Consider the following 21,470-nt stretch of genomic DNA (forward strand, 5'->3'; position numbering starts at 1 on the left):
TTTTTATCCTAAAAACATTTTATCAAAAAGGGAGTCTTCTTTCTAATTTTCTAGATAATTTCAAAATGAATCTCCAAAACTTATTTTACACTATGGGATAAATTAACAATTGTCTTTATATTTATAATATACTAAATTATAAAGGCAGCCATTTAAGTACAGCTTGAATTTTTTTATCCCAGTAGCTCCATTCGTGGACTGCCGATTCTTCTTCATATTTTAACTTCACCTTATTTTTGCGGCAAAAAGCTCTAAATTTTAGATTATCCTGATATAAAAAATCTTCAGTTCCACAGCATTGATAAAGTTTAGGAATTTTTTTCTTTTCTCCTTTCAATTTTTTCAATAGATAAAATAAATCATTATCAGTATTTTTAACTTTATCTAAATCACCAAAAATCAATTTAAATTCCTGATAAAGTTCATCACGTTCATCTACTCTCTCTGCATTTTCTGCAAGATTTAAAGCCCCAGATAAACTGGCAGCTGCAGCAAATCTTTCTGGCTGATTTAAAGCCAGCTTAAAAGCTCCATATCCTCCCATGGACAGTCCGGCAGCAAAGGTGTTTTTTCTTTCAGTGTGAAGTGGAAATAATTTTTCTGCTATTTGAGGCAGTTCTTTACTCATAAAAGTAAAATAATCACTGCCATAAACCATATCTGTATAAAAACTGCGGTGGACATTGGGCATGATAACCGCCAGTCCAAATTTGTTTGCATAACGTTCAATTGATGTTCTTCTCATCCAGACAGTATGATCATCAGAAAGTCCATGCAGCAGGTAAAGGACCGGATATTTATCCTGATCAGCTCTGGTTTTGACGCCGATCCTATTTTCTCTATTTTCCGGTATTATAACATTCATTGATGAGGACATTCCTAAAACATCAGAAAAAAAGTCACATTGTATAAAAGCCATATTTATCCCTCCAGAATTTATTATCTATTATTATAATACCTCTTAACATTAAATAATCCTGCCTCTTAGTTTAAATAATTGTAGTACCAGGTACAAAATGGCCATTTTGTACCTGGTATCAACATATATCATTTGACTTTAACTTCTGCCTGGGATATACTAAGAGAGCTGACTAAAAAATTAAAGTTTTATAACTTAATAGATAATATAGCAACTAAGCCCTGACTATATAAATGTAGTCGGGGTTTTTTAGCGTCTACGTATAAGTATAGATTTATCAACCGATGCAGTATTATTTGTTAAGAAAATTGTGTAGTTGGTAGATTTAGTATAAGAATATAATAAAAAAGGAAGTGGAAGTTAATTTGCAAAAGATTAAATTTAATGAATTAGATGTATCAGATGAAATTTTAAAAGCAGTTGAAGAAATGGGTTTTGAAGAAACGACACCGATCCAGACTAATGCTATCCCGGCAATACTTAATGGTAAAGATATTGTTGGTCAGGCACAGACAGGTACTGGTAAAACAGCAGCCTTTGGTATCCCTCTGTTGGAAGAAATGGATGCTGACAATAAAAATCCTCAGGCAATTATACTCTGTCCTACAAGAGAACTTGCTATTCAGGTATCAGAAGAGTTAAAAAGGCTGGCAAAATATAAAAAGAGAATTTATACTCTCCCCGTTTACGGCGGCCAGTCAATCGGTAGACAGATTAAAGCCTTAAATAAAGGAGTTCAGATTGTTATTGGTACTCCTGGTAGGGTAATGGATCATATTCGTCGTAAAACTTTAAAATTGGACAATATAGATTATTTTGTACTTGATGAAGCTGATGTTATGTTAGATATGGGCTTTATTGATGATATAGAAACAGTATTAAGAGATATTCCGGATGATAGACAGACTCTCTTCTTTTCTGCTACTATTCCTCAGTCAATAAAAAGATTGAGCAAAAAATATCAGAAGAACTCAGAGTTTTTAAGAGTTGCTCACGAAAAATTAACCGTACCTTCCATTGATCAGTATTATTATGAGATTAGAAGACACGATAAACTTAAGGCCTTAACCAGAATTCTTGATTTAAGCAGTCCAGAACTGGCTATGGTATTCTGTAATACCAGAAGAATGGTAGATGATCTAAATATTAAACTTCAGGCTCGGGGATATTTATCTGATGCCATCCATGGTGGTTTAAATCAAAATCAGCGTGATCGAGTTATGAATAAGTTTAGAAATGGAATTATAGAAGTTCTGGTTGCTACAGATGTTGCAGCCCGGGGAATTGATGTAGAAGATGTAGAAGCAGTATTTAACTATGATTTACCTCAGGATACTGACTATTACGTTCACAGAATTGGACGTACAGGTAGAGCAGGAAAAAGTGGTGAAGCTCACAGTTTTGTAGTTGGTAAGGATATTTATAAGTTAAGAGATATTCAGAAATATACCAAATCAAAAATTAAAAGAGCAGAAATTCCATCTCAGGGTGATATTGAAGCAGCTCAGTTTGATCAATTTAGTGATGAACTGAGTTCCTATATGGCTTCTGCTGATTTAGGGAAATATATTGAGTTAATTGAAGATATAATTGATGAGCAGTATTCTGCAATTGAAATTGCTGCTGCTTTAATGAAAAAATCAATGGAAAGAGAAGATAGTGATGATAGTCAATCCGAAAGTTCAGGTCAGAGCTTTGGTGATACTGGTGCTGAACCAGGAATGGTTAGACTATTTATTAATATTGGTAAAAAAGATAGGGTTTCTCCCCGCCACATTGTAGGTGCAATTGCTGGTGAAACAGGAATGCCCGGTGGTCTAATTGGGGCAATTGATATTTATGACAACTTTACCTTTGTTGAAGTTCCCAGAGAAAAAGGTCATGAAGTATTACAGATCATGAAGGATAATTATATTAAAGGAACTAAAGTTAATATCGAAGCTGCAAGATCTAAATAAATTAGAAGCTGTAAAACTTAGATTTAAAAATATAACTCAGAATAAATACAGAAATGGTGCCAGAAGTATTATACTTCAGGCACCATTTTTTAATTAAATTTTTTTTTAATTTGAACTTTAAAGATATTAGCTAGAAAAATAATTTCTTATACTTTTAGTAATTCTTAAGAAAAGATCAATTAAATCATTTGGAATCTCCAGACTTTTGAAGAAAAATCACCTTTGAGATAAGGAACTTTAATTCCATAATTCATCAGTTCATCCCCTCCATAAATCTCTCCTGAGCTAAGCTCTTTATATTCTGCCCCAGCATCCAGCCCTTTTAATTTAACTTTCTGTTCTCTGGGATTGGGAGAAGCAAGAATCTGATAAAATCCAACTAACACTTCTTCTTTATCCTGACTTAGATAAGACCAGGCTGTAAAATTACTTTCAAATGGACTCCGAAGTCTATAAAAATCACCAAATTGGACAAGGCTTCTTATTTCTTTATAATTTTTAACCTGATTTTTTACAGCTTTTATTTGATCCACATTTAACTCTGTTATATCAAGCTCATAGCCCAAGTTACCAAAACTGGCAACATCATATCTCATTTTAAGTGAGGTACTGCGTTCAACTTGATGATTGGGCACTGCTGAGACATGAGCCCCCATAGAGGATGCTGGATAAACAATTGAAGTCCCATACTGAATTTTTAACCTTTCTACTGCATCAGTATCATCACTGGTCCAGGTCTGGGGCATATAATAGAGCATTCCTGGATCAAAACGGCCTCCCCCTCCAGCACAGCTTTCAAATAATACATCCGGAAAGCGAGATGTAATTGCTTCTAAAACTCTATAAAGTCCCAGAATATAGCGGTGGTTTAACTCCCGCTGACGCCCGGGCTTAAGTTTCAATGACCCATATTCGGTCATTGGTCTGTTCATATCCCATTTAACATAGGATATATTTGCTTTATTTAAAATTGCAGATACTCTCTCTATTATATAATCCTGAACATCGCTGCGGCTTAAATCTAAAATAAGCTGCTGTCTGGAAAGGGATGATTCTCTATTTTCAACCTGAATAGCCCATTCTGGATGCTCCCGATATAAGTCACTATCCGGAGATACCATTTCTGGTTCAAACCAGAGACCAAAGTCCATTCCCAGATTATTAATTTCCTGAGCCAGATATTCCAGACCCCCAGGCAGCTTCTCTTCATTTACATACCAGTCCCCCAGAGATGAAGTATCATCATTTCTTTTCCCAAACCAGCCGTCATCAAGTACAAATAATTCAATATCAACCTCTGCAGCAGCTTCTGCCATTTCCAATATTTTATCTGTATCAAAATCAAAATAGGTACCTTCCCAGTTGTTGATTAGAACAGGTCTTTCCTGATCTCGATACCTACCCTTTACCAGATGACTTCTGTATAATTGATGGAAATTTTGCGACATTTTATTTAAACCCTGATCAGAATAATTCATTACAACCTCTGGGGTCTGGAAACTTTGATCATTTTCCAGCAGCCAGTTAAAGTTAAAGGGATTAATCCCCATACTCATTCTTGTTTTCCCATAATGATTTTTTTCAGCCTGAGCAATAAAGTTAGCAGAATAGATTAAACTGAATCCATATGCTTCCCCACCATATTCATCTGTATCTGGTTCCACTAAAGCTGCAAATGGATTCTGCTGATGGCTACTGCCACCTCTTTTACTGTCAATCTTAGTTATCCCCTGATCCAGAGAGCGCCGCAAAATATCTCTTTCTCTACCCCAGGCACCTGATAACTGCAGCAGTTCAAAATCTCTATACTCAAAATCAACACTCATTGAGAGAGCTCTTTTGAGATTGATATTTTGCTTGCCTTTATTTTCAAAATTAGCTGAGCGAGTAATTATTGGATAATCTCTAAAGATTGTGTAGGTTAAAGTTAATTCTAAATCCAAGACTTCATCATAAAGAATTATTTCTAAGCTCTCTGCTTCATCGTCATGTTCTAGATACACTCCCGGCAGTCCATCTAATTCTTTTTTACCACTGTAAATCTGATGATCTTTGTATTTTAAATCACTGATAATTGATCCATTTTCTGCTTCGATTTGATAGGCAGGCTCTCTAAAATCTGACTGTCCAAAAGATGGATATTCACGGGCGATATTTTCTAATATAAAACCACTATCATTTTTAACCGCATACGCCTCATAGGGTCTGTGCTGAGATGTTGGATATCGATCCAGTCTTTCAGCATTTTTGATTTTTTTACCCCAGTATAGGTGACCCGGCTGTCCATTTTTCAAAATTTTAATTACATAACTTATTTCTTCATTCTGTAGATGAAAAATATTTTTCCCTTCAAAAAATTCAATTGACATCTTATTTCCCCCCCAGTTAATAAATGATCTTGTTTAAAACAAATTTCGACACAAATCGACAAGTAAACGGTAGGTGTAAGGTGGATGTTATTGATACTTTTTAAGCTGTAATATTTTATAGTATAGTTCTTCCGCTTTTGCTCCCATCTCTTCAATAGAATAGCTCTCAGCCATTTCCCTGGCATTCTGAGAACTCTGTTTAAACTTCTCTCCATTTTTTAGTAATTCTTTAATTCTACTGCTCCATTTTTCTATATCTTCTTCAGTTTTATAGCCATTATATCCATTTTCTATTACATCATCGATACCACTTGATTTAACGGCAACTACTGGATTATATCCGGCCATTGCTTCTAAAAGAACCATTCCCTGAGTCTCAGTTGTAGAGGCAAAAACAAATAGATCTGAGGCAAGATAATACTTTGCCATTTCCCTAAAATCCACTGACCCGATTAATTCAATCTGATTTTCTAAATCATTATCTTTTATAAACTGCTCAATATTTTCTTTTTCCGAGCCGCTGCCGATGATAATCAATTTAAAATTCAAATCAGTATTTTCTTTTAAATATTTAATTCCATCCAGAACAAAATATAAATTCTTTTCTTTTGATAAGCGTGAGACTGAAATCAAAAGATGTTCAGAATTTCCGATCAGTCTATTTCGCAGACTATTAATTTTTTCCTGACTGCAGTCATAATAATCAAAATCAATCCCGGTTGGCATAACTTTAATATACCTGCTAACTCCAACATTTCGCAGATATTCTTTGGTCGACTCTGTCGGGGCAAAGACAGCATCAGTTTTATTAGAAAAATTTCTAATTAAAAAATGAGAAAGTCTGTTGGCAAAGAATTTTCGCATAAATAATATATCAGGAACATAATGAGCATATTTTTCTAAACGAGTATGATAGGTAAAAGCAAGGGGTAGATTAAATTTTTCTGCTAATTTACGACCTTTATTCCCCAGCCAGAATGGATGATGGGCATGAACTAAATCAAAATTTTCAGCCTCAAAATCTTTTTTAATCTGGGGAGAATAAATATTAGTCACTGGAAATTCTAAACCTGCTTCTTCATAATGATATAGGGAATTACAGCGAATAATATTTTTTTCATCTTCAGTTTGTTCCTTATATTCGGGTGCAAATATTTTAACTTGATGTCCTCTTTTTCTCAAAGCTTTTGAGAGTCTTTTTATTGAAATAGGCACCCCACCAATCACGGGAAAATAATTATTGGTAAACATTGCAATTTTTAATTTTTGATCTTTAAATTCATTTTCTGCATAAGCAAAATCTCGGTAATAATTAACTTCCTTATTAATTTCTCTATGCAAAATATAAAAAACAGTTAAACCAATAAATAAGACTAATAAGATATTAATATAATTTGCATAAAAAAACGACTGGAGAGCTACCCAGATATTAACCATTAATTTCGAAAAAACACTGGGATTATTTTCTAAACGATCAACAGTTACCTCTATTCCCTCTTCACTTACATTTACAAGTAAATAATGATAAAAACTTTTCTTATTATCAAAAATCAATTCGCCGCCAGCACCACCACTAATAAAATAATCTACTCCTTTTATAGTTTGATGATGATAAATTTCTATATTAGAAGAAAATACAGAATCTACATTATATTCAGCAAAAATATTTTGATAAAAAACCCTTAAGTTTTCTGATCCAATATATTTAATGCCATCATCCAGCAAATATTCTGTATCAATTTTAATGGGGGTCTTATTCATAATCACAAATTTATTTTCATATTTTTGAGCCTGATTCAGCTCATTTTCCAACCATTGTTTTTGCCAGTTTAAATTTGTATTTCCAGTAGTATCTAAAAATATAAAATAAGAATCATCAATTTGAAAAGAAAAATAAAAAGGACCAAAATATTTATAAAAATTTTCATTTCCATCATCTTTTATTTCTTGAGTACCTACAGCAGTCAAAAAAGGTATATTTAATTTCTCTAAAGTTCTATAAAAAACTCTGTATTTACTTTCATCTCCATCACGAAGATTATTACCAGTTGAAACAATAAAGTCAGCATTATTTTGATTAATTTTCTCTAAAATTCTATTATCAAAAATTGCAATTGAATTTTCGATATTTCCGACTACAGCAAAAGTATAATCCTCTTCTTCTATTTTCTTTTTTATAATATTCATATTTCGAACATTGACTGCATTAAAATCCTGGATAGTGTAGGGAGCGTATATTTTATAGCTGATTAAAATTAAAATAATTATAATTAAAATAAATAAATAAATTTTACTTTTGCTCTTCAACTTCTACTCCCCCTCTGATAATTAAATATAAAAATACAAAAACTCCAATAAAAATGCCTACATATTTGGTAAAAAATCTCCAGTAAAATAATAGTGGAAATAAATCACTCTGGTTTACAAATCTGGCAAATAATAATGAGTATCCACCTTCGGCTATACCAGCAGCTCCAGGAGTGGGGGCAAAATACATAATAAAGACAACAATAACCTGTAAAGTTAAAATACGAGAAAAAGCTATCTCATATCCCATTCCTTTAAGTATTAAATATGAAAAAGAAAATTCTGCTAATAAAAACATTATTGTAAAAAAGAATGTTAAAAAAACAAAAATCTTTTTCCCCTGAATAAAAAAAGCAAGATCTTCAGAAAAAAGCTCTAGATGTTTAAAAATGTATCTAATGATTTTTCTAAATCTTTTCTTACTCATTAGATGTTTAGATTTTAAAAAATAAAAAATCTTATAAATTAATTTCATAATCGATCTTACTTTAAAAATCAAAAAATAAAATAGTAAAACATATAGTCCTACAAAGATTGCTAAATATACAAAAATATAGTCACCAGGCAGCAGGTTAAGCATTGACTGATTTCTAAAAACTATCAGTGGTACACTCAAAAAAAGCATAGATGCTGATAATAAAGTTCTAATCAATACTGCTGCAGAAGATTTACCCAGGGGAATTCCTTTTCTCTGCAAAAAATAAATTTGGGCAAAACCGCCTCCTGTAGCCATAGGGGTTATATTTGAAATGAAAATATTTATAAATACCAGTTTATAGACATTCCAGAAAGAAATTTCTGCATTTAAAGTTTTCAAAACAAAATATAATCTTAGACCGTCTATAATAAAATAGGAGAACAACAATCCTCCCAGTGCCATTAATATCTGATCTGGAAAAGTAAAGATTATATTCAAATTACTTCCCTGAGAAAAAACGTTTTTAATATAATAAAGAGTTCCAGCAGAAATTAAAAGAAAAAGACCAAAATAAAGCAGTGAAGTTTTTATATTGAAATATTTTCCGATAAAATTCTTATTCTTGTCTGCCATTATTTTCTCCCTTCTACTTGCAATACTTCCACCTGCAATAACAAAGTATCTAAAAGTAAAAGTATAAAACTCAGGATGTTTAATAATAAATTATCCTTGAGGAGTAATATTATAAAGCTAAATAGTATATGCATTTTTCTAATTTAATTATATTATATAAACGATTAAAAGTAAAAATTAACTTCTTATTTGAAACTTTAAATTTTTCCTGGAAAATCCTAAATTTAGGTGAATGATTATTAAAAATTATTATATTCAGGAGGGCTTGCTAAGTAAGCTGCTCCCAGAGCAAGAACTGGTAAAATTAAGACCAGCAGCATTGCCTCAGTATAACCATTAAAATAATCATAGGCCAGACCAAAAGGAAGTGGACCCAGTGCTGAACCAATTACCATGGCCGTTGAAAAAAAGCCTCTAATACTTCCTAAATTCTTTTTACCGAAATAATTGGGCAGCATAACAGATGTACTAACTCCATCAAAAGCCATAAATGAACCGTGTACCAGGGCATAAATTATAAAAGCTAATTTTGTTTCTGCCTGGATAATTAGTAAAATCGCTGAAATTAATAATATAAAATTTATCATTTTAACAAGTCTTACTTTAACTCTATCCAGAATATAACCACCCAAAAAAGTCAGGGGGAATTTTATCACAGAAGTTAAACTTAAAATGTAAGCTGCAAAACCTGCCGAATATCCTTTTTCAGCAATAATTGAAACCATATGAAAAATAATACCAGTATTAATCATAGAAGGAATAATAACCAGATAAATAACAAACCAGAACTCTTTAGTATCCATAGCCTCTTTTAGAGTCCAGGGATCATTACTTATATGAACTTGTGGAGCATATTTATTGTTTACCCTGTTTTCTTCCTCATCTGAAATCCCGTCAATTTTAAGACCTATGTTTTCAGGACGATTGCGAACCAGATACCAGCCCGCTGGAGCCATAATTAGAAACAGAGCCAGGGTCCAGAAACGCCAGGCATTGCTGACTCCGAATGAATTTATTAAAAAATTATTTAGGGGAGTAATAACAGCAGCACCGATTACACCCCCAATTCCAAGGAGACTCATCGCCAGTCCTCTTCTCGATTTAAACCAGTGTGGAACCAGTGTCTGCGGCCAGAGTCCCATTGAACCCTGTCCAAAAAATCTCATTAAGAAAAATCCAATTAAAAGCATTATTGGACTGGCAACAAAACTCATCCAGAGAGCTGCAGCTCCCAGAGATAAAGAAATTATCACAATCATTTTTCGATGACCATATTTATCAATTTTTTGCCCCATAAATGTTAAAATAAGTCCAGAAATTAGGGTTCCTCCGGAATAAAGACTGGAAACTAAAGATCGGCTCCAGCCAAATTGTTTTATGTAGTGGTCAATAAAAATTGAAATAGAATATGTTTGTCCGGGACCTGAAAAAAAGAAAGCTAAAGCTGACATAAATAAGATTACCCAACCATAATAAAAATTTGTTTTTATAGGTTTTTCTTCCTGTTCTAAATGTAGACTCATAATTATACTTCTCCCTGCTTAATTAATATATTAACCAGAGTTAACTATATCATTACAATCTATAATGTCAAGAACAAACCAAAAAGAAACCGACAGGAGAAGTCTGCCGGGATTTAAAAGCTTAAACTAAAGCTATTCTAATTTAAGTTCTTGCAGGAGTCTCTCTCAATTATATTTGTGGGTACAATAGTGTGCTGATAGTTATCAATTTTACCATTAATAACCCCAATTAATAATTCAGTTGCCTTATTTCCCAAAAGATAAATATTAATATCCACTGTGGTCAAGGGGGGAGAAACTAATTTGGACACAGGATTATTATTAAATCCAACAATTGAGATATCTTCGGGGATTTTAAGCTGCAGATCATTCATAGCCTGCATAATTGTATAAGCCATTGTATCACTCATTCCATAAAAAGCAGTTATTTCTGGATGCTCTTTAATCATTTTTTGAGATATCATATAAATACTCTGATAATCTATTTTTTCGGATTGGACAATTAAATCATCATTAATTTTTATATTATTTTTCTGAAAAGAATTTTTATATCCCTGCAGTCGATCCTGATTCATAATATAATTTTCATCACCAACAATCATAGCTATATTTCGATGACCATTTTTGATTAAAAAATCAACAACTCTCTCACTTGCAGCAATATTATCATTATTAACCCAATAGTATTTATCCCTTTCTTCCGGTCTTCCCACAATCACAAAGGGAAATTCAAGTTTAGTTAATTCTTCAATTAATTGATCTTCTTTTTTGGCTCTTAAAAGTAAAACTCCATCAATTTGTTTCCCTCTAACGGCATTTAAAACTGTCTTTTTTTCCTCTTCTTCCCCATTACTGGTTAATAAAAGTAAATTAAATCCTTTGGAATGGGCAAGAACTCCAATTCCGCGTAAAATTTCTGAATAAAAGGGATCAGCAAAGGCTTCTTCTGTTGAATAGGGAATTACCAGTCCCAGATTATGTGATCTCTGTTTAACAAGATTTCGGGCATTAATATTGGGATGATAACCAATCTCATCCATGATTTTTCGTACCTTTTCTTTGGTTTCGTCACTAATTCGGGGACTATCATTAATCACTCGAGAAACTGTTGAAGGGGCAACTTCTGCTTTTTTTGCTACATCTTTTAAAGTAGGCATATTATCAATCCTTATATTATTAATCCTTATAATTTGATTTAACAAATCAATCATATCAGTTTTTTAAGTAAGAACGCAAATTATGAATAAATCAGAAGCTGTTTTTTACCAACCTGGAAACAGTTATTATTAAATGAAATATTGTTTTTATTAATTGAGAAACTTAAATTTTTGTTTTTTAAAATTTCCATTATGTTTTTATCGTTAATTTCCTGTTTTCGATTAGACATATTTATGATTACAACTATCCTGTTCTGATTCCTTCCCTTATTTCCCCTTGAAAATATTAAAATTTTATTTAAAGGATCCACAAATAATTCCTTGTAGTCTCCATTCCGTAATACTTTCTTTTTCTTATAATAAGAAATAATTTTTTTATAATATGCAAAAAGTTCCTGATTCTGTTTGCTTTGATCCCAGATCATAGTTCTTCTGCAGTCAGGATCGTCAGCTCCAGTTAATCCAATCTCACTACCATAATATATCAGGGGAATTCCCGGCAATAAAAATTGTAAAGAAATAGCAAACTTCATCTTTTGATCACTAATTTCTTTATCATAATTTCTTAATTCCCAATTGAATCTAGCCGTATCATGAGTATCTAATAAATTCACTAATCTATCTGGCTTTTCCGGGTGATAATGCCTAAAGTTTTCCTGGATTTGAGAACTAAATTGATCAACATCCATATTTTCTTCAATTATTAGGGAATAAATATCTCGCTGTAAATCATAATTCATAACCGAATCAAAGGTATTACCATCTAACCAGTTGGAAGCTCTGTACCAAACTTCTCCAATTATAAAAATATCTTTATTAATATTTTTGATCTTTTTTCTAAATTTTTTCCAAAAATCTCTAGACACTTCATCTGCAACATCCAGTCTCCAGCCATCTAAATCAAGTTCAGATGTCCAGTACTCAGCAACCTCTAAAAAATAATCCTGAGCTGCTGGATTATCTAGATTTAAACGGGGCATATCCTTAATATCATTAGCAAATGTTGAATAATTTACCTTTTCTTTTGAAACCGGTAAACTTTCTGGAAAGTACCAATCCCTATATTTTGAGTTCTCACCCTTTGTTAATAAGTCTTCAAATGCAAAAAAATTGGAGCCAGAATGATTAAATACTGCATCAATAATTAATTTAATTCCTCTGGCTTTAGCTCTTTTTGATAATTCTTTTGCATCTTCAATACTGCCAAAGTTAGGATCAATTTGATAGTAGTCATCAATATTATATTTATGATTGCTGGGAGATTTAAAAATTGGAGTTAAATATAAAGTATTGACCCCCAAGTCCACTAAATAATCTAATTTTTTAATTATACCTCTAAGATCTCCACCATAAATTGAATCAGTTTTTGGCAACTGATGCCATTCTCTGTTTTTATAATTATCACCATCTGTTCTAAAAAAACGATCGGGAAATATTTGGTAGATAACAGCATCCTGGGCCCATTCAGAAAATTTTGTTACATCAGATTTATTGATAATAGCTTTTTGAAAATAACCGGAATCATATCCTTCTGGCCTGGTTTCAAAAAATCCTTTTTCGTTATACCAGACTCTATTTCCCCGATAATCTTCGAGATAAAATAAGTATCTTAAACGAGTGTCATCCAAATTTAACCTTACAGAAAAAATATCATGATAATTAGTCCGGTATTTTAAATTCATTTCAATTTTATTATTTGCATCTGGATTATCAGAATAGCGGGGTCCATAAATTAGTACTACTCGAGATATATCATCTCGAGCAGCTTCCAAAGTTATTTCTAAAGTATTTAAATCAATCACAGACTGCATTTCATTTTTATAATCATGGCGAATTGATGAAGTAATCAAACCTTAACTGCACCTCCTGATTTTCATTTAGCTAATAACATTATATAAAAAGTACAGCGATGTGTCTAATTTTTATTTATTAATCTAAGCATCCAAAGCTAAAATAATCTGAATTTATCCTTTTACTCCACCCAGAGTTAATCCTCCTACTAAGAAACGAGATAAAATCAAGAAAATTGCCATAACTGGAACCATTATAAGTACAGATGCTGCGGCAAATAAAGACCAGGCGGTATTAAACTGTCCGGCAAGATTTGTTAAACCTACAGGCAGTGTATATAAACTGTTATCTGTCATTACAACTCTTGCAACTAAATATTCATTCCAGGCAGTCATAAATGAAAATAAAGCTGTAATTACTAAAGCAGGTTTAGCGAGTGGAAGTATTATTTTATAGAAAGCCTGAAATTGATTTAAACCATCAACTAAAGCTGCTTCTTCTAAACTTTCTGGGATAGTATCGTAATAACCCTTCATCTGCCAGACACATAGAGGTAAAGCAGTTGAGGAATACATAATTATTAAACCAATATGTGCTTTTGCCATTCCAATAAAAGGAATTACAAGAGTGTCATCTGTAAGTCCAAATTGAGATAAAAGCAAATACATCGGTAACACAAGCATTGTTGCTGGAAACATTTGAGTTAATAAGAAAAAAGTTAAACCAGATTTACGACCTGGAAATCTTTTGCGAGAAAAAACATAGCCTGCCGTTGAAGCAAGTGATACCCCAATAATAACTGTAAATAAGGTTACCACTAATGAATTACGGAGCCAGATCAGAAAATTTCTTTCAAATATTAGTTCTTTATATGCATTTAATGTCGCATTATCTGGAATTATTGATAAACTGGTAGAATGTAATGCATCATTAGGTCGTAAAGAAGTTCCCAAAACACGTAAAGCTGGGTATATGGCTATTATTACAGAAATAATTAAAATTATATGAAAAATTATTCTTTTCCATTTGCTATCTTTTCGTACTGACATTTGATGACCTCCTCTTAATCTTCGTTAATATAATCAATAAAGCTTATTGCCCAGACAAGTAAAATAACAAAAATAATTAAAGAAAAAGCTGCTGCATAACCATAACGATAAAACTCAAAGGCGGCACGGTAAACATATGTTACAAGTATATCAATCTTATTAGTTAAAGTATTTTGAGTTAATAAGTAAATTACTCTTAGATTATTAAATGTCCAGACAGTACCCAATACAGTAGCGGGAAGCATTACTGGTTTAAGTAATGGTAAAGTAATATGTTTTATTTGCTGCCAACTGTTGGCTCCATCAATTTCTGCTGCTTCATAAAAATTAGGGTCAATACTCTGTAACCCACCTAAAGCAATCATCATCATAAAGGGTATACCCAGCCAAACATTAACAATTATAGCAGCAGTAAAGCCGGTACTTGCCTGGCTTAACCAGGCAATTGGGGCTATCCCCAATTTAGAGAGTAATAAATTAACAGCTCCATAACGATAATTAAACATACCTCTCCAGACTAAAACAACTATATACTGGGGAATTGCCCAGGGAATTACTAAAAGTGTTCTATAAATTGATTTAAACATTATATCACGATTTAAAATAATAGCATAAAATATACCAAAAACAACATGTGCTGCAACATTAATCACTGTCCAGACTACTGTTCTAAATAAAATAATCCAGAAGGAACTTTCAGTAATTATCCTAATAAAATTATTAAAACCTATATATTCCAAACTTCCACTTTGTATGAATTGACGCATATTATACATATTTAAATTTGAAAATGCAAGTCTGAAATTATAGAAAAAAGGATAAATAATTACAAATAAAACAACCAGGAAAGCTGGTAATAACATTAAATAAGAAAATTTATTTTGTCGCCAAAAATCTTTTAATGAAAAATTTGATAATGCTGATGTGAACCTTAAGTTTTTTCCAGACTGACTCATTAACTTACCTCCTTATTATTATAAGAAAAGAGGGTCAGCCCCTCTTTTCTTAGTTAACTATCTAGATTACTTTTTAAAATTTACTGCATACTCTTAATATTTTTTTCTGCCTGTTTCTGTATTTGTTCTGCTGCAGCTTCAGGTGCTAAGTCATCACTCATTACACTCTGCAGAGCAGGTCTGATCGCATCCCAGATACCTCTCATTTCAGGTACTATTGGCATTGGTCTACCTAGTCTTAACTGTCTAGCAGAACCTCTCATAATTGGATCATTTTGAATTTGTGGCAGACCATAAGCCTGTTTATTACTTGGTAAAAAGTTATTTTCTACAAATAACTCCTGGGCAGCAGTACTTGTCATGAAGTCAATAAATTTAATAACTGCTATTTGTTTTTGTTCTGGAAGATCACTAAACATTATTAGACCATACCCACTTGTCATTGGTTGGCCATATTTACCAGTTTCTTTAAATTTAGGAATTGGAGCTACTCCTAAATCAATGTTTTCATTTTCCTGATATCCTCCAAGAGCCCAGACTCCATTAATAATAAAAGCTGCATTGCCCTCTTTAAAAAGACTATCAGCAATATCATAACTAGATTCTTTTGGTACAATCTGATGTTTATATTTTAAATCATGAACAAATTTTAGAGCATCAACAGTAGGCTCAGTATTTAGAGTTGGATTATATTCTTCATCAAATACCCAGCCACCTAGACCACCATGAAAAGCTACCCACCAAAATGGCTCATTTAAATTATAAACTAAACCATACTTATCCATAAGCCCATCTCCATCTTTATCAACTGTATTTTCTTTAGCAACTTCAATTAATTCAGGCCAGGTTTTTGGAGCTTCATCCACAATATTTTTATTGTACATTAACATTAAATGATTTCCCATTGTAACAGGAACTCCATAAGTTTTGCCATGTAAGCTCATACCAGGTAAGGCAGAATCAATATATTTATTTTTCATTTCTTCACTCATAAGTTTATCTAATGGTTGAGCAATTCCCATAATTGAAAATGGACCTACATGATCAAAAGGACTCCAGACAACATCTGGACCTTTACCTCCCATATAAGCAGTTTGAGCATTTTGTCTCAAGTCTTCAACACTACCAGAATGAGTCCGTTCCACAGTTATTTTTGGATATTTAGCCTGGAATTTTTTGATTAATGGATCAAGTATTCCTTCATCAAGCGGGGCTTCAAGTGTTTCCCAGAAATTAAGTGTCACTTTTTCTGTGACCTCTTTTTGATCTAGATTCTGCTGAGCAAAAGTACCTGCAGAAAAAATAAGTGATAGAGCTAAAACTAAAATTGAAACTGTAAAAATTGACTTTCTCATTAATAATTCCTCCTTTTGATTTGTTAAACCTTAACTTAATTCAATGGTAATTTTATTTATAACAACTGGAACTTTAAATTCCAGTCTGTTATCAGAGTAACTAAACTCACTTAATTGATTACCATCAACATAGATATTTAGAGGATCCTTATTTAAATTATTGAAAATCATTTTATAATCTTTAAATTCCTGCTGATAGTTTTGTTCCTTCCTATCTATATTAAATATTATCTGATTATCAGTATATTGATATTTAAATTCAGTAATATTATAAACTCCATTTTCGTAATTATAGGAAAGTCCATCATCGTCATAAAGTTGATAATTGCCCAGATTATTTTCTTCATTTAAGAAAATATTCATCTCCAGACACTCAATTTCTTTTTCCCCAATATAATTTAACTTATCATTTAAGGGAAGAATACTGCCTGCCTTAATAAAAATTGGCATTTTCTCCAGCGGAGCATCTACAATTAGATGTTTGCCTCCCTGATATACTTCTTTTGTCCAGTAATCAATCCACTTTCCTTCTGGTAAGTAAAGCATTCTTTTATCTTTATCAGGCTGATAGACTGGAGCCACCAGAACACTATCTCCAACCATGAACTGGTCTGAAAGATTTTGACATTCTCTATCATTAGGAAATTCCATTATTAAAGGTCTCATAAGCGGAATTCCTGTCTGGGAAGCCTGATAAAAGAGATTATAAATATGGGTTATAAACTTATATCTTAATTCAATATATTTTTTAATAATCTTTTCATATTTTTCTCCAAAGGACCAGGGTTCCTGAGAAATTGCTCTAACCTCACAATGATTTCTAAAGAAGGGAACAAAAGCTCCCATCTGAGTCCAGCGGGTTAAAAGCTCACCATTACTGTTACCAGTAAAACCTCCGACATCTGTGCCGCAGAATGTAATTCCTGACAGTCCCATATTCATCAGCATTGGCATGGCAAGTTTTATATGATCCCAGAAACTCCGGTTATCCCCAGTCCAGACTGCAGAATAGCGCTGAATACCCGCAAAACCAGCTCTGGTTAAAACAAAAGGCCGCTCATTATTCAGACTTTCCTTTAACCCTTCAAATGTTGCCTTATCTTCTAAAAAACCATATAAATTATGAAAACGGCGGTGGGTACCAGCATCACCATCATTCTGATGCATCACCTCAACATCCATGGTATCAGTTTTATTAAAAGCAGCTGGTTCATTCATATCATTCCAGATACCCTTAACTCCAAGATCTGTATAATCCTTCTGCAGACCGGCCCACCAGTCTCTTACTTTAGATTGAGTAAAATCCGGAAAAGCACAGCTGCCAGGCCAGACTTTATCGATAAATACTCTGCCATCAAGATATTTACAGAAATAATCATTTTCCATTCCCTGCTGATAAAGTTTATATTCGGGATCTGTTTTTACTCCGGGATCAATAATTGTAACAGCTTTAATCCCATTTTCTTCCATCTCAGCAAACATTGCCTCCGGATCAGGAAAACGATCTTCATCCCAGGTATAAATTTTATATTGATCCATATAATGAATATCAAAATGAAAGGCATCACAGGGAATTTCTTTATCCCTAAAAGTTTTTAAAAGCTGCTCAACTTCGGCCTGGGGATAATAACTGTAGCGTGACTGATGATAGCCCAGAGACCATTTTGGTGGTAGAGGCATAGTACCAGTTATTTGAGAATACTTGCTGACTACTTCTTTTAAGGAAGGACCATTAACAAAATAATAATCCAGGTCTCCCCCTTCTGCCCAGAAAGAAAAATAATCCTGACCTTCACTTCCCAGATCAAAGAAACTCTTATATGAATTATCAAAATAAATACCATAACTATTTTGGGGATTAAAAGCAATTAAAAATGGAATTGATTGGTATAGGGGATCAGTATCACTGACATGTGGAAGAAAAGTATCATGATTCCACATCTCATATAGTCTACCCTTTTTATCAAGCCAGCCTGTTTTCTCTCCCAGACCATAAAAACGTTGAGCCTGTTCAAATGATTTCCAGGCTCTAACTTTCTGTTTTTTCCAGCCCAAAGCATATTGACTGTGATCTTGATGAATCAATTCCCCCTGTTGATTGAATACTTGAAGAAGAAAATTTTCTTTTTTAAGCTTAAGAACTAATTTATCTGTTTTAATAATTAATTCACTATCTTTTTCAGTAAAAATAAAGTCATCATAAGTTAAATTATGTTCAATAACTGCATCTGTACTCTTATAATTGATTTTCTGACCGGAATGTGCCATGACAACTCTAAAAATGTCGGCAGTTAAAAATTTGATTGCCAGACTGGCATGTTTAAAATTTAAACATATCTCATTATCCTTAATTTCATAATCTAAAATGCCACTTAATTTGTGATAATCACTACTGTCATCTCTGCTTTTTCCCTGCAGTAAAGTTTGACTACTATCCATTTTGATATCTCCTCTCAGCCATAAATCTGTATTATATAAAACCTTTGCGCAATCGTTTGCGCAAATCGATAAAAAAATATTTTTTGTTCTTTATTTCTTATTTATAGCTTAATACATTATTCTGACATTTGCAAGCCTTTTTAGAAATTTTTCTGTTTTTTTGTATAATTTATCTCTAATCTGATATAATTGTATTTAATTAGAGTAGTAAGGAGGAAACAAATTTGAAGAAAAATGAATTTAAAATCGCTTTAGAGAAAAGCGAAAAAATAATCCTGTTTAAAAATGTTAAAGAAGCTGAAATTATTGTGAAGTTAAAGAACTTCTTAAAAGCAGAAAATGATTCCAGATCAAATCTAAGTGATCTTATTTATAACTTAATAGAACTGAGTATTAATCAGGGACTTAGTGGTGACCTCTGGCATAATTATCTCAAATTAAAAATTAGTGCTGATGAGAACATCTTTACTTTAAGAGCAGAAAAAAAGTTGATCAACCACCAAGATAGTCTCTATCAAATTGCTTTAAATGATGTTGAAATAATTAACAACTTATTTTCTTTCTCTTTTCAGGATATTCTAAAACAACTCAATCAAAACAGAATTAAAAATTTAAATAACTTTAAGATTAAAGACTCAAAATTAACTCCTTATAATTTAGAAAAATTAAAACAATTATTTAATTCTAGTTCTCCAGAGAAAATTTTAGATGATTTAATAGAATTCTATCAAAATTATGGAGCTGGAATTCTAAACAAGAACAAAGCATTTTTCTGGCAGCAGAATACTTTAAAAGCAGTTAATAATCCTGATCCTATTACTTTTGATCAATTAATTGCCTATCAAAAAGAGAAAAAAAAGTTAATAGAAAACACAGAAAGTTTTTTAAAGGGTTACCAGACCCATAATGTATTATTATATGGTGATAGTGGAACCGGAAAGTCTTCCTCTGTAAAGGCTCTTTTAAACAGATATTATCAGCAGGGACTGAGGCTAATAGAAATCAACAGCTCTCAGATTAAAGAGCTGCCGGAGATTCTTGAATATTTAAATCAGCGAGGTCTATATTTTATAATTTTTATGGATGATCTATCTTTTGAAGAATTTGAAACTGATTACAAATATTTAAAGGCAGTTATGGAGGGTGGAATAGAATCCAGACCAGAAAATGTACTGTTTTATGCAACAAGTAACCGCAGGCATCTGGTCAGAGAAAAGTGGCAGGATCGAGAGTCTGAGATCCACGAAAATGATATTTTAAATGAAAAATTATCCCTGAGCGAAAGATTTGGACTGACTTTAATGTATAACACTCCTTCTCAGGAAGAATATTTAACTATAGTAAATGAGCTGGCTGCTCAGGCAGGTTTGAAATCAAAAAAAGACCGCTTACGTAGAAAAGCTCTGCAGTGGAGCAAATGGAATAATGGTCGTTCAGGACGTTCAGCAAAACAGTTTATCAATCAACTGCTAAAAGAAAAAAATAAATAAAAAAACTGCTCCCATTTAAATTGGGGGCAGTCTTATCTTTTATACTATTAAATTTATTTCGGAATTGGGTACAATTTTCCACCGTGGCTTTCTAAAAAGCTCTTTAATTTATCCAACTCTTTATCATTGATTTCCATCTCTTCTTCATTTTTTTTATAAAACTCAACTGCAAGATCAAGCATTCGATTATCCCCTGGACTTACCGCTGTATCTACATCCTGAGATAAAGTAAATTTCAGCGCCAGTTCTGCCAGTTCATTATTATCATAAATAGGTTTATACCAGGTATTATAGTTTTCTTTCCGGCCATCTTCCCAACGGCGCTGTGCCATGGCTTTAATTGCGATAATTCCCATTTCATTTTCTCTGGCCTTTTTTATTACCTCTGGTCCCTGATCATAGTTAAACCAGTAATTCCAGTTAATAGGAAACATCACCGTATCAAAATCAAAGCTTTCAATTAATTTTAAAGCTGCCCATTCTTTGTGAGCAGAAAAGCCAATATTTTTAACTAACCCTTCTTCTCTGGCTTCAATAATAGCTTCCAGAGCTCCTCCAGAACCTAAAGCTTTATTAAGCGCATCTTCATCTGTAACTTCGTGCAGCTGATAAAGGTCAAAATAGTCTGTATCAAGAAGTTCTAATGATTTTTCCATATCCTGGCGAACCTGATCTTTGCTCTGTCCCGGTTCAGTTTTATTAGCTAAATAAACTTTATCACGATATGGTTTCAAAGCAGGACCCAGTATATTCTGTGCATTTCCATAGGTAGGACCAACATCAAAAAAATTGATACCATTTTTAACAGCGTTTTTTACAATCTGATCAGCTTCAGTCTGTGGAGTATCCATCAACATAATACCACCAAAGCTAATTTCTGACACATTTAAATTAGTTTTTCCTAATTTTCGATATTTCATTAAATTCACCCCAATTTTTTGAAATTATAAGCTAAATTTTTAGAAAAGTTCTACTTCTCTCTATATGCTATAATAATACATCTATATCAAAAATCGAGTAGGAGGGAAATAATTAGTTTATTCCCCGTCCTCTCACACCACCACAGCGTACCGTTCGGTACTGGGCGGTTCATTAAGAATTAATTA

The 21,470-nt window shown here is 32.5% G+C and carries 14 protein-coding genes; 2 read left to right on the forward strand and 12 right to left on the reverse strand.

The window, feature by feature from the left end:
* Nucleotides 1-136: 136 nt before the first annotated feature.
* The gene (locus tag DFR79_RS14910; RefSeq protein ID WP_133516267.1) at nucleotides 137-919 is read right to left on the reverse strand and encodes an alpha/beta hydrolase; all 783 of its coding nucleotides are present in this window, start codon (nucleotides 917-919) and stop codon (nucleotides 137-139) included.
* 365 nt (nucleotides 920-1,284) lie between these two features.
* Between DFR79_RS14910 and DFR79_RS14915 the strand changes: the two genes are divergently transcribed.
* Entirely contained in the window at nucleotides 1,285-2,877 is a 1,593-nt protein-coding gene (locus DFR79_RS14915) for a DEAD/DEAH box helicase (protein WP_133516268.1), read from the forward strand.
* 179 nt (nucleotides 2,878-3,056) lie between these two features.
* Here the strand turns inward: DFR79_RS14915 and DFR79_RS14920 are convergent, their stop codons facing one another.
* The 10 genes from DFR79_RS14920 to DFR79_RS14965 form a co-directional block, all read right to left on the reverse strand.
* Nucleotides 3,057-5,246 carry an alpha-galactosidase gene (locus DFR79_RS14920; protein ID WP_133516269.1) on the reverse strand — a complete coding sequence of 730 codons (2,190 nt, stop codon included), beginning with the start codon at nucleotides 5,244-5,246 and terminating at the stop codon, nucleotides 3,057-3,059.
* Nucleotides 5,247-5,333: 87 nt separating this feature from the next.
* Nucleotides 5,334-7,553 carry a glycosyltransferase gene (locus DFR79_RS14925; RefSeq protein ID WP_133516270.1) on the reverse strand — a complete coding sequence of 740 codons (2,220 nt, stop codon included), beginning with the start codon at nucleotides 7,551-7,553 and terminating at the stop codon, nucleotides 5,334-5,336.
* Nucleotides 7,537-8,604 (reverse strand): lysylphosphatidylglycerol synthase transmembrane domain-containing protein, encoded by a 1,068-nt coding sequence (locus DFR79_RS14930; RefSeq protein ID WP_133516271.1) that lies wholly within the window; start codon nucleotides 8,602-8,604, stop codon nucleotides 7,537-7,539. Before DFR79_RS14930 ends, DFR79_RS14925 begins: the two co-directional genes overlap by 17 nt.
* A gap of 239 nt (nucleotides 8,605-8,843) precedes the next feature.
* Nucleotides 8,844-10,127 (reverse strand): MFS transporter, encoded by a 1,284-nt coding sequence (locus DFR79_RS14935; RefSeq protein ID WP_133516272.1) that lies wholly within the window; start codon nucleotides 10,125-10,127, stop codon nucleotides 8,844-8,846.
* Between the two features lie 137 nt (nucleotides 10,128-10,264).
* The gene (locus tag DFR79_RS14940; RefSeq protein ID WP_133516273.1) at nucleotides 10,265-11,284 is read right to left on the reverse strand and encodes a LacI family DNA-binding transcriptional regulator; all 1,020 of its coding nucleotides are present in this window, start codon (nucleotides 11,282-11,284) and stop codon (nucleotides 10,265-10,267) included.
* A gap of 80 nt (nucleotides 11,285-11,364) precedes the next feature.
* The gene (locus DFR79_RS14945; RefSeq protein ID WP_133516274.1) at nucleotides 11,365-13,134 is read right to left on the reverse strand and encodes a glycoside hydrolase family 13 protein; all 1,770 of its coding nucleotides are present in this window, start codon (nucleotides 13,132-13,134) and stop codon (nucleotides 11,365-11,367) included.
* 114 nt (nucleotides 13,135-13,248) lie between these two features.
* Nucleotides 13,249-14,124, reverse strand: coding sequence for a sugar ABC transporter permease (locus DFR79_RS14950; protein ID WP_133516275.1), 876 nt, complete (start codon nucleotides 14,122-14,124; stop codon nucleotides 13,249-13,251).
* Nucleotides 14,125-14,138: 14 nt separating this feature from the next.
* Nucleotides 14,139-15,080, reverse strand: coding sequence for a carbohydrate ABC transporter permease (locus tag DFR79_RS14955; protein ID WP_133516276.1), 942 nt, complete (start codon nucleotides 15,078-15,080; stop codon nucleotides 14,139-14,141).
* 80 nt (nucleotides 15,081-15,160) lie between these two features.
* Nucleotides 15,161-16,435: an extracellular solute-binding protein gene (locus tag DFR79_RS14960; protein WP_133516277.1), complete on the reverse strand. Its 1,275-nt coding sequence runs from the start codon at nucleotides 16,433-16,435 to the stop codon at nucleotides 15,161-15,163.
* Between the two features lie 30 nt (nucleotides 16,436-16,465).
* A complete protein-coding gene (locus DFR79_RS14965) occupies nucleotides 16,466-18,874 on the reverse strand; it encodes a glycoside hydrolase family 31 protein (RefSeq protein WP_133516278.1) in 2,409 nt (802 codons plus the stop codon).
* Between the two features lie 224 nt (nucleotides 18,875-19,098).
* Between DFR79_RS14965 and DFR79_RS14970 the strand changes: the two genes are divergently transcribed.
* Entirely contained in the window at nucleotides 19,099-20,364 is a 1,266-nt protein-coding gene (locus DFR79_RS14970) for an ATP-binding protein (protein WP_166638077.1), read from the forward strand.
* A 53-nt stretch (nucleotides 20,365-20,417) separates the two neighbouring features.
* Here the strand turns inward: DFR79_RS14970 and DFR79_RS14975 are convergent, their stop codons facing one another.
* A complete protein-coding gene (locus DFR79_RS14975) occupies nucleotides 20,418-21,284 on the reverse strand; it encodes an aldo/keto reductase (RefSeq protein ID WP_133516279.1) in 867 nt (288 codons plus the stop codon).
* Nucleotides 21,285-21,470: the final 186 nt, after the last annotated feature.

Origin of the sequence: Halanaerobium saccharolyticum, from assembly GCF_004362045.1 — a bacterium.
In the GTDB taxonomy this organism is placed as follows: Bacteria; Bacillota; Halanaerobiia; order Halanaerobiales; family Halanaerobiaceae; genus Halanaerobium; species Halanaerobium saccharolyticum_C.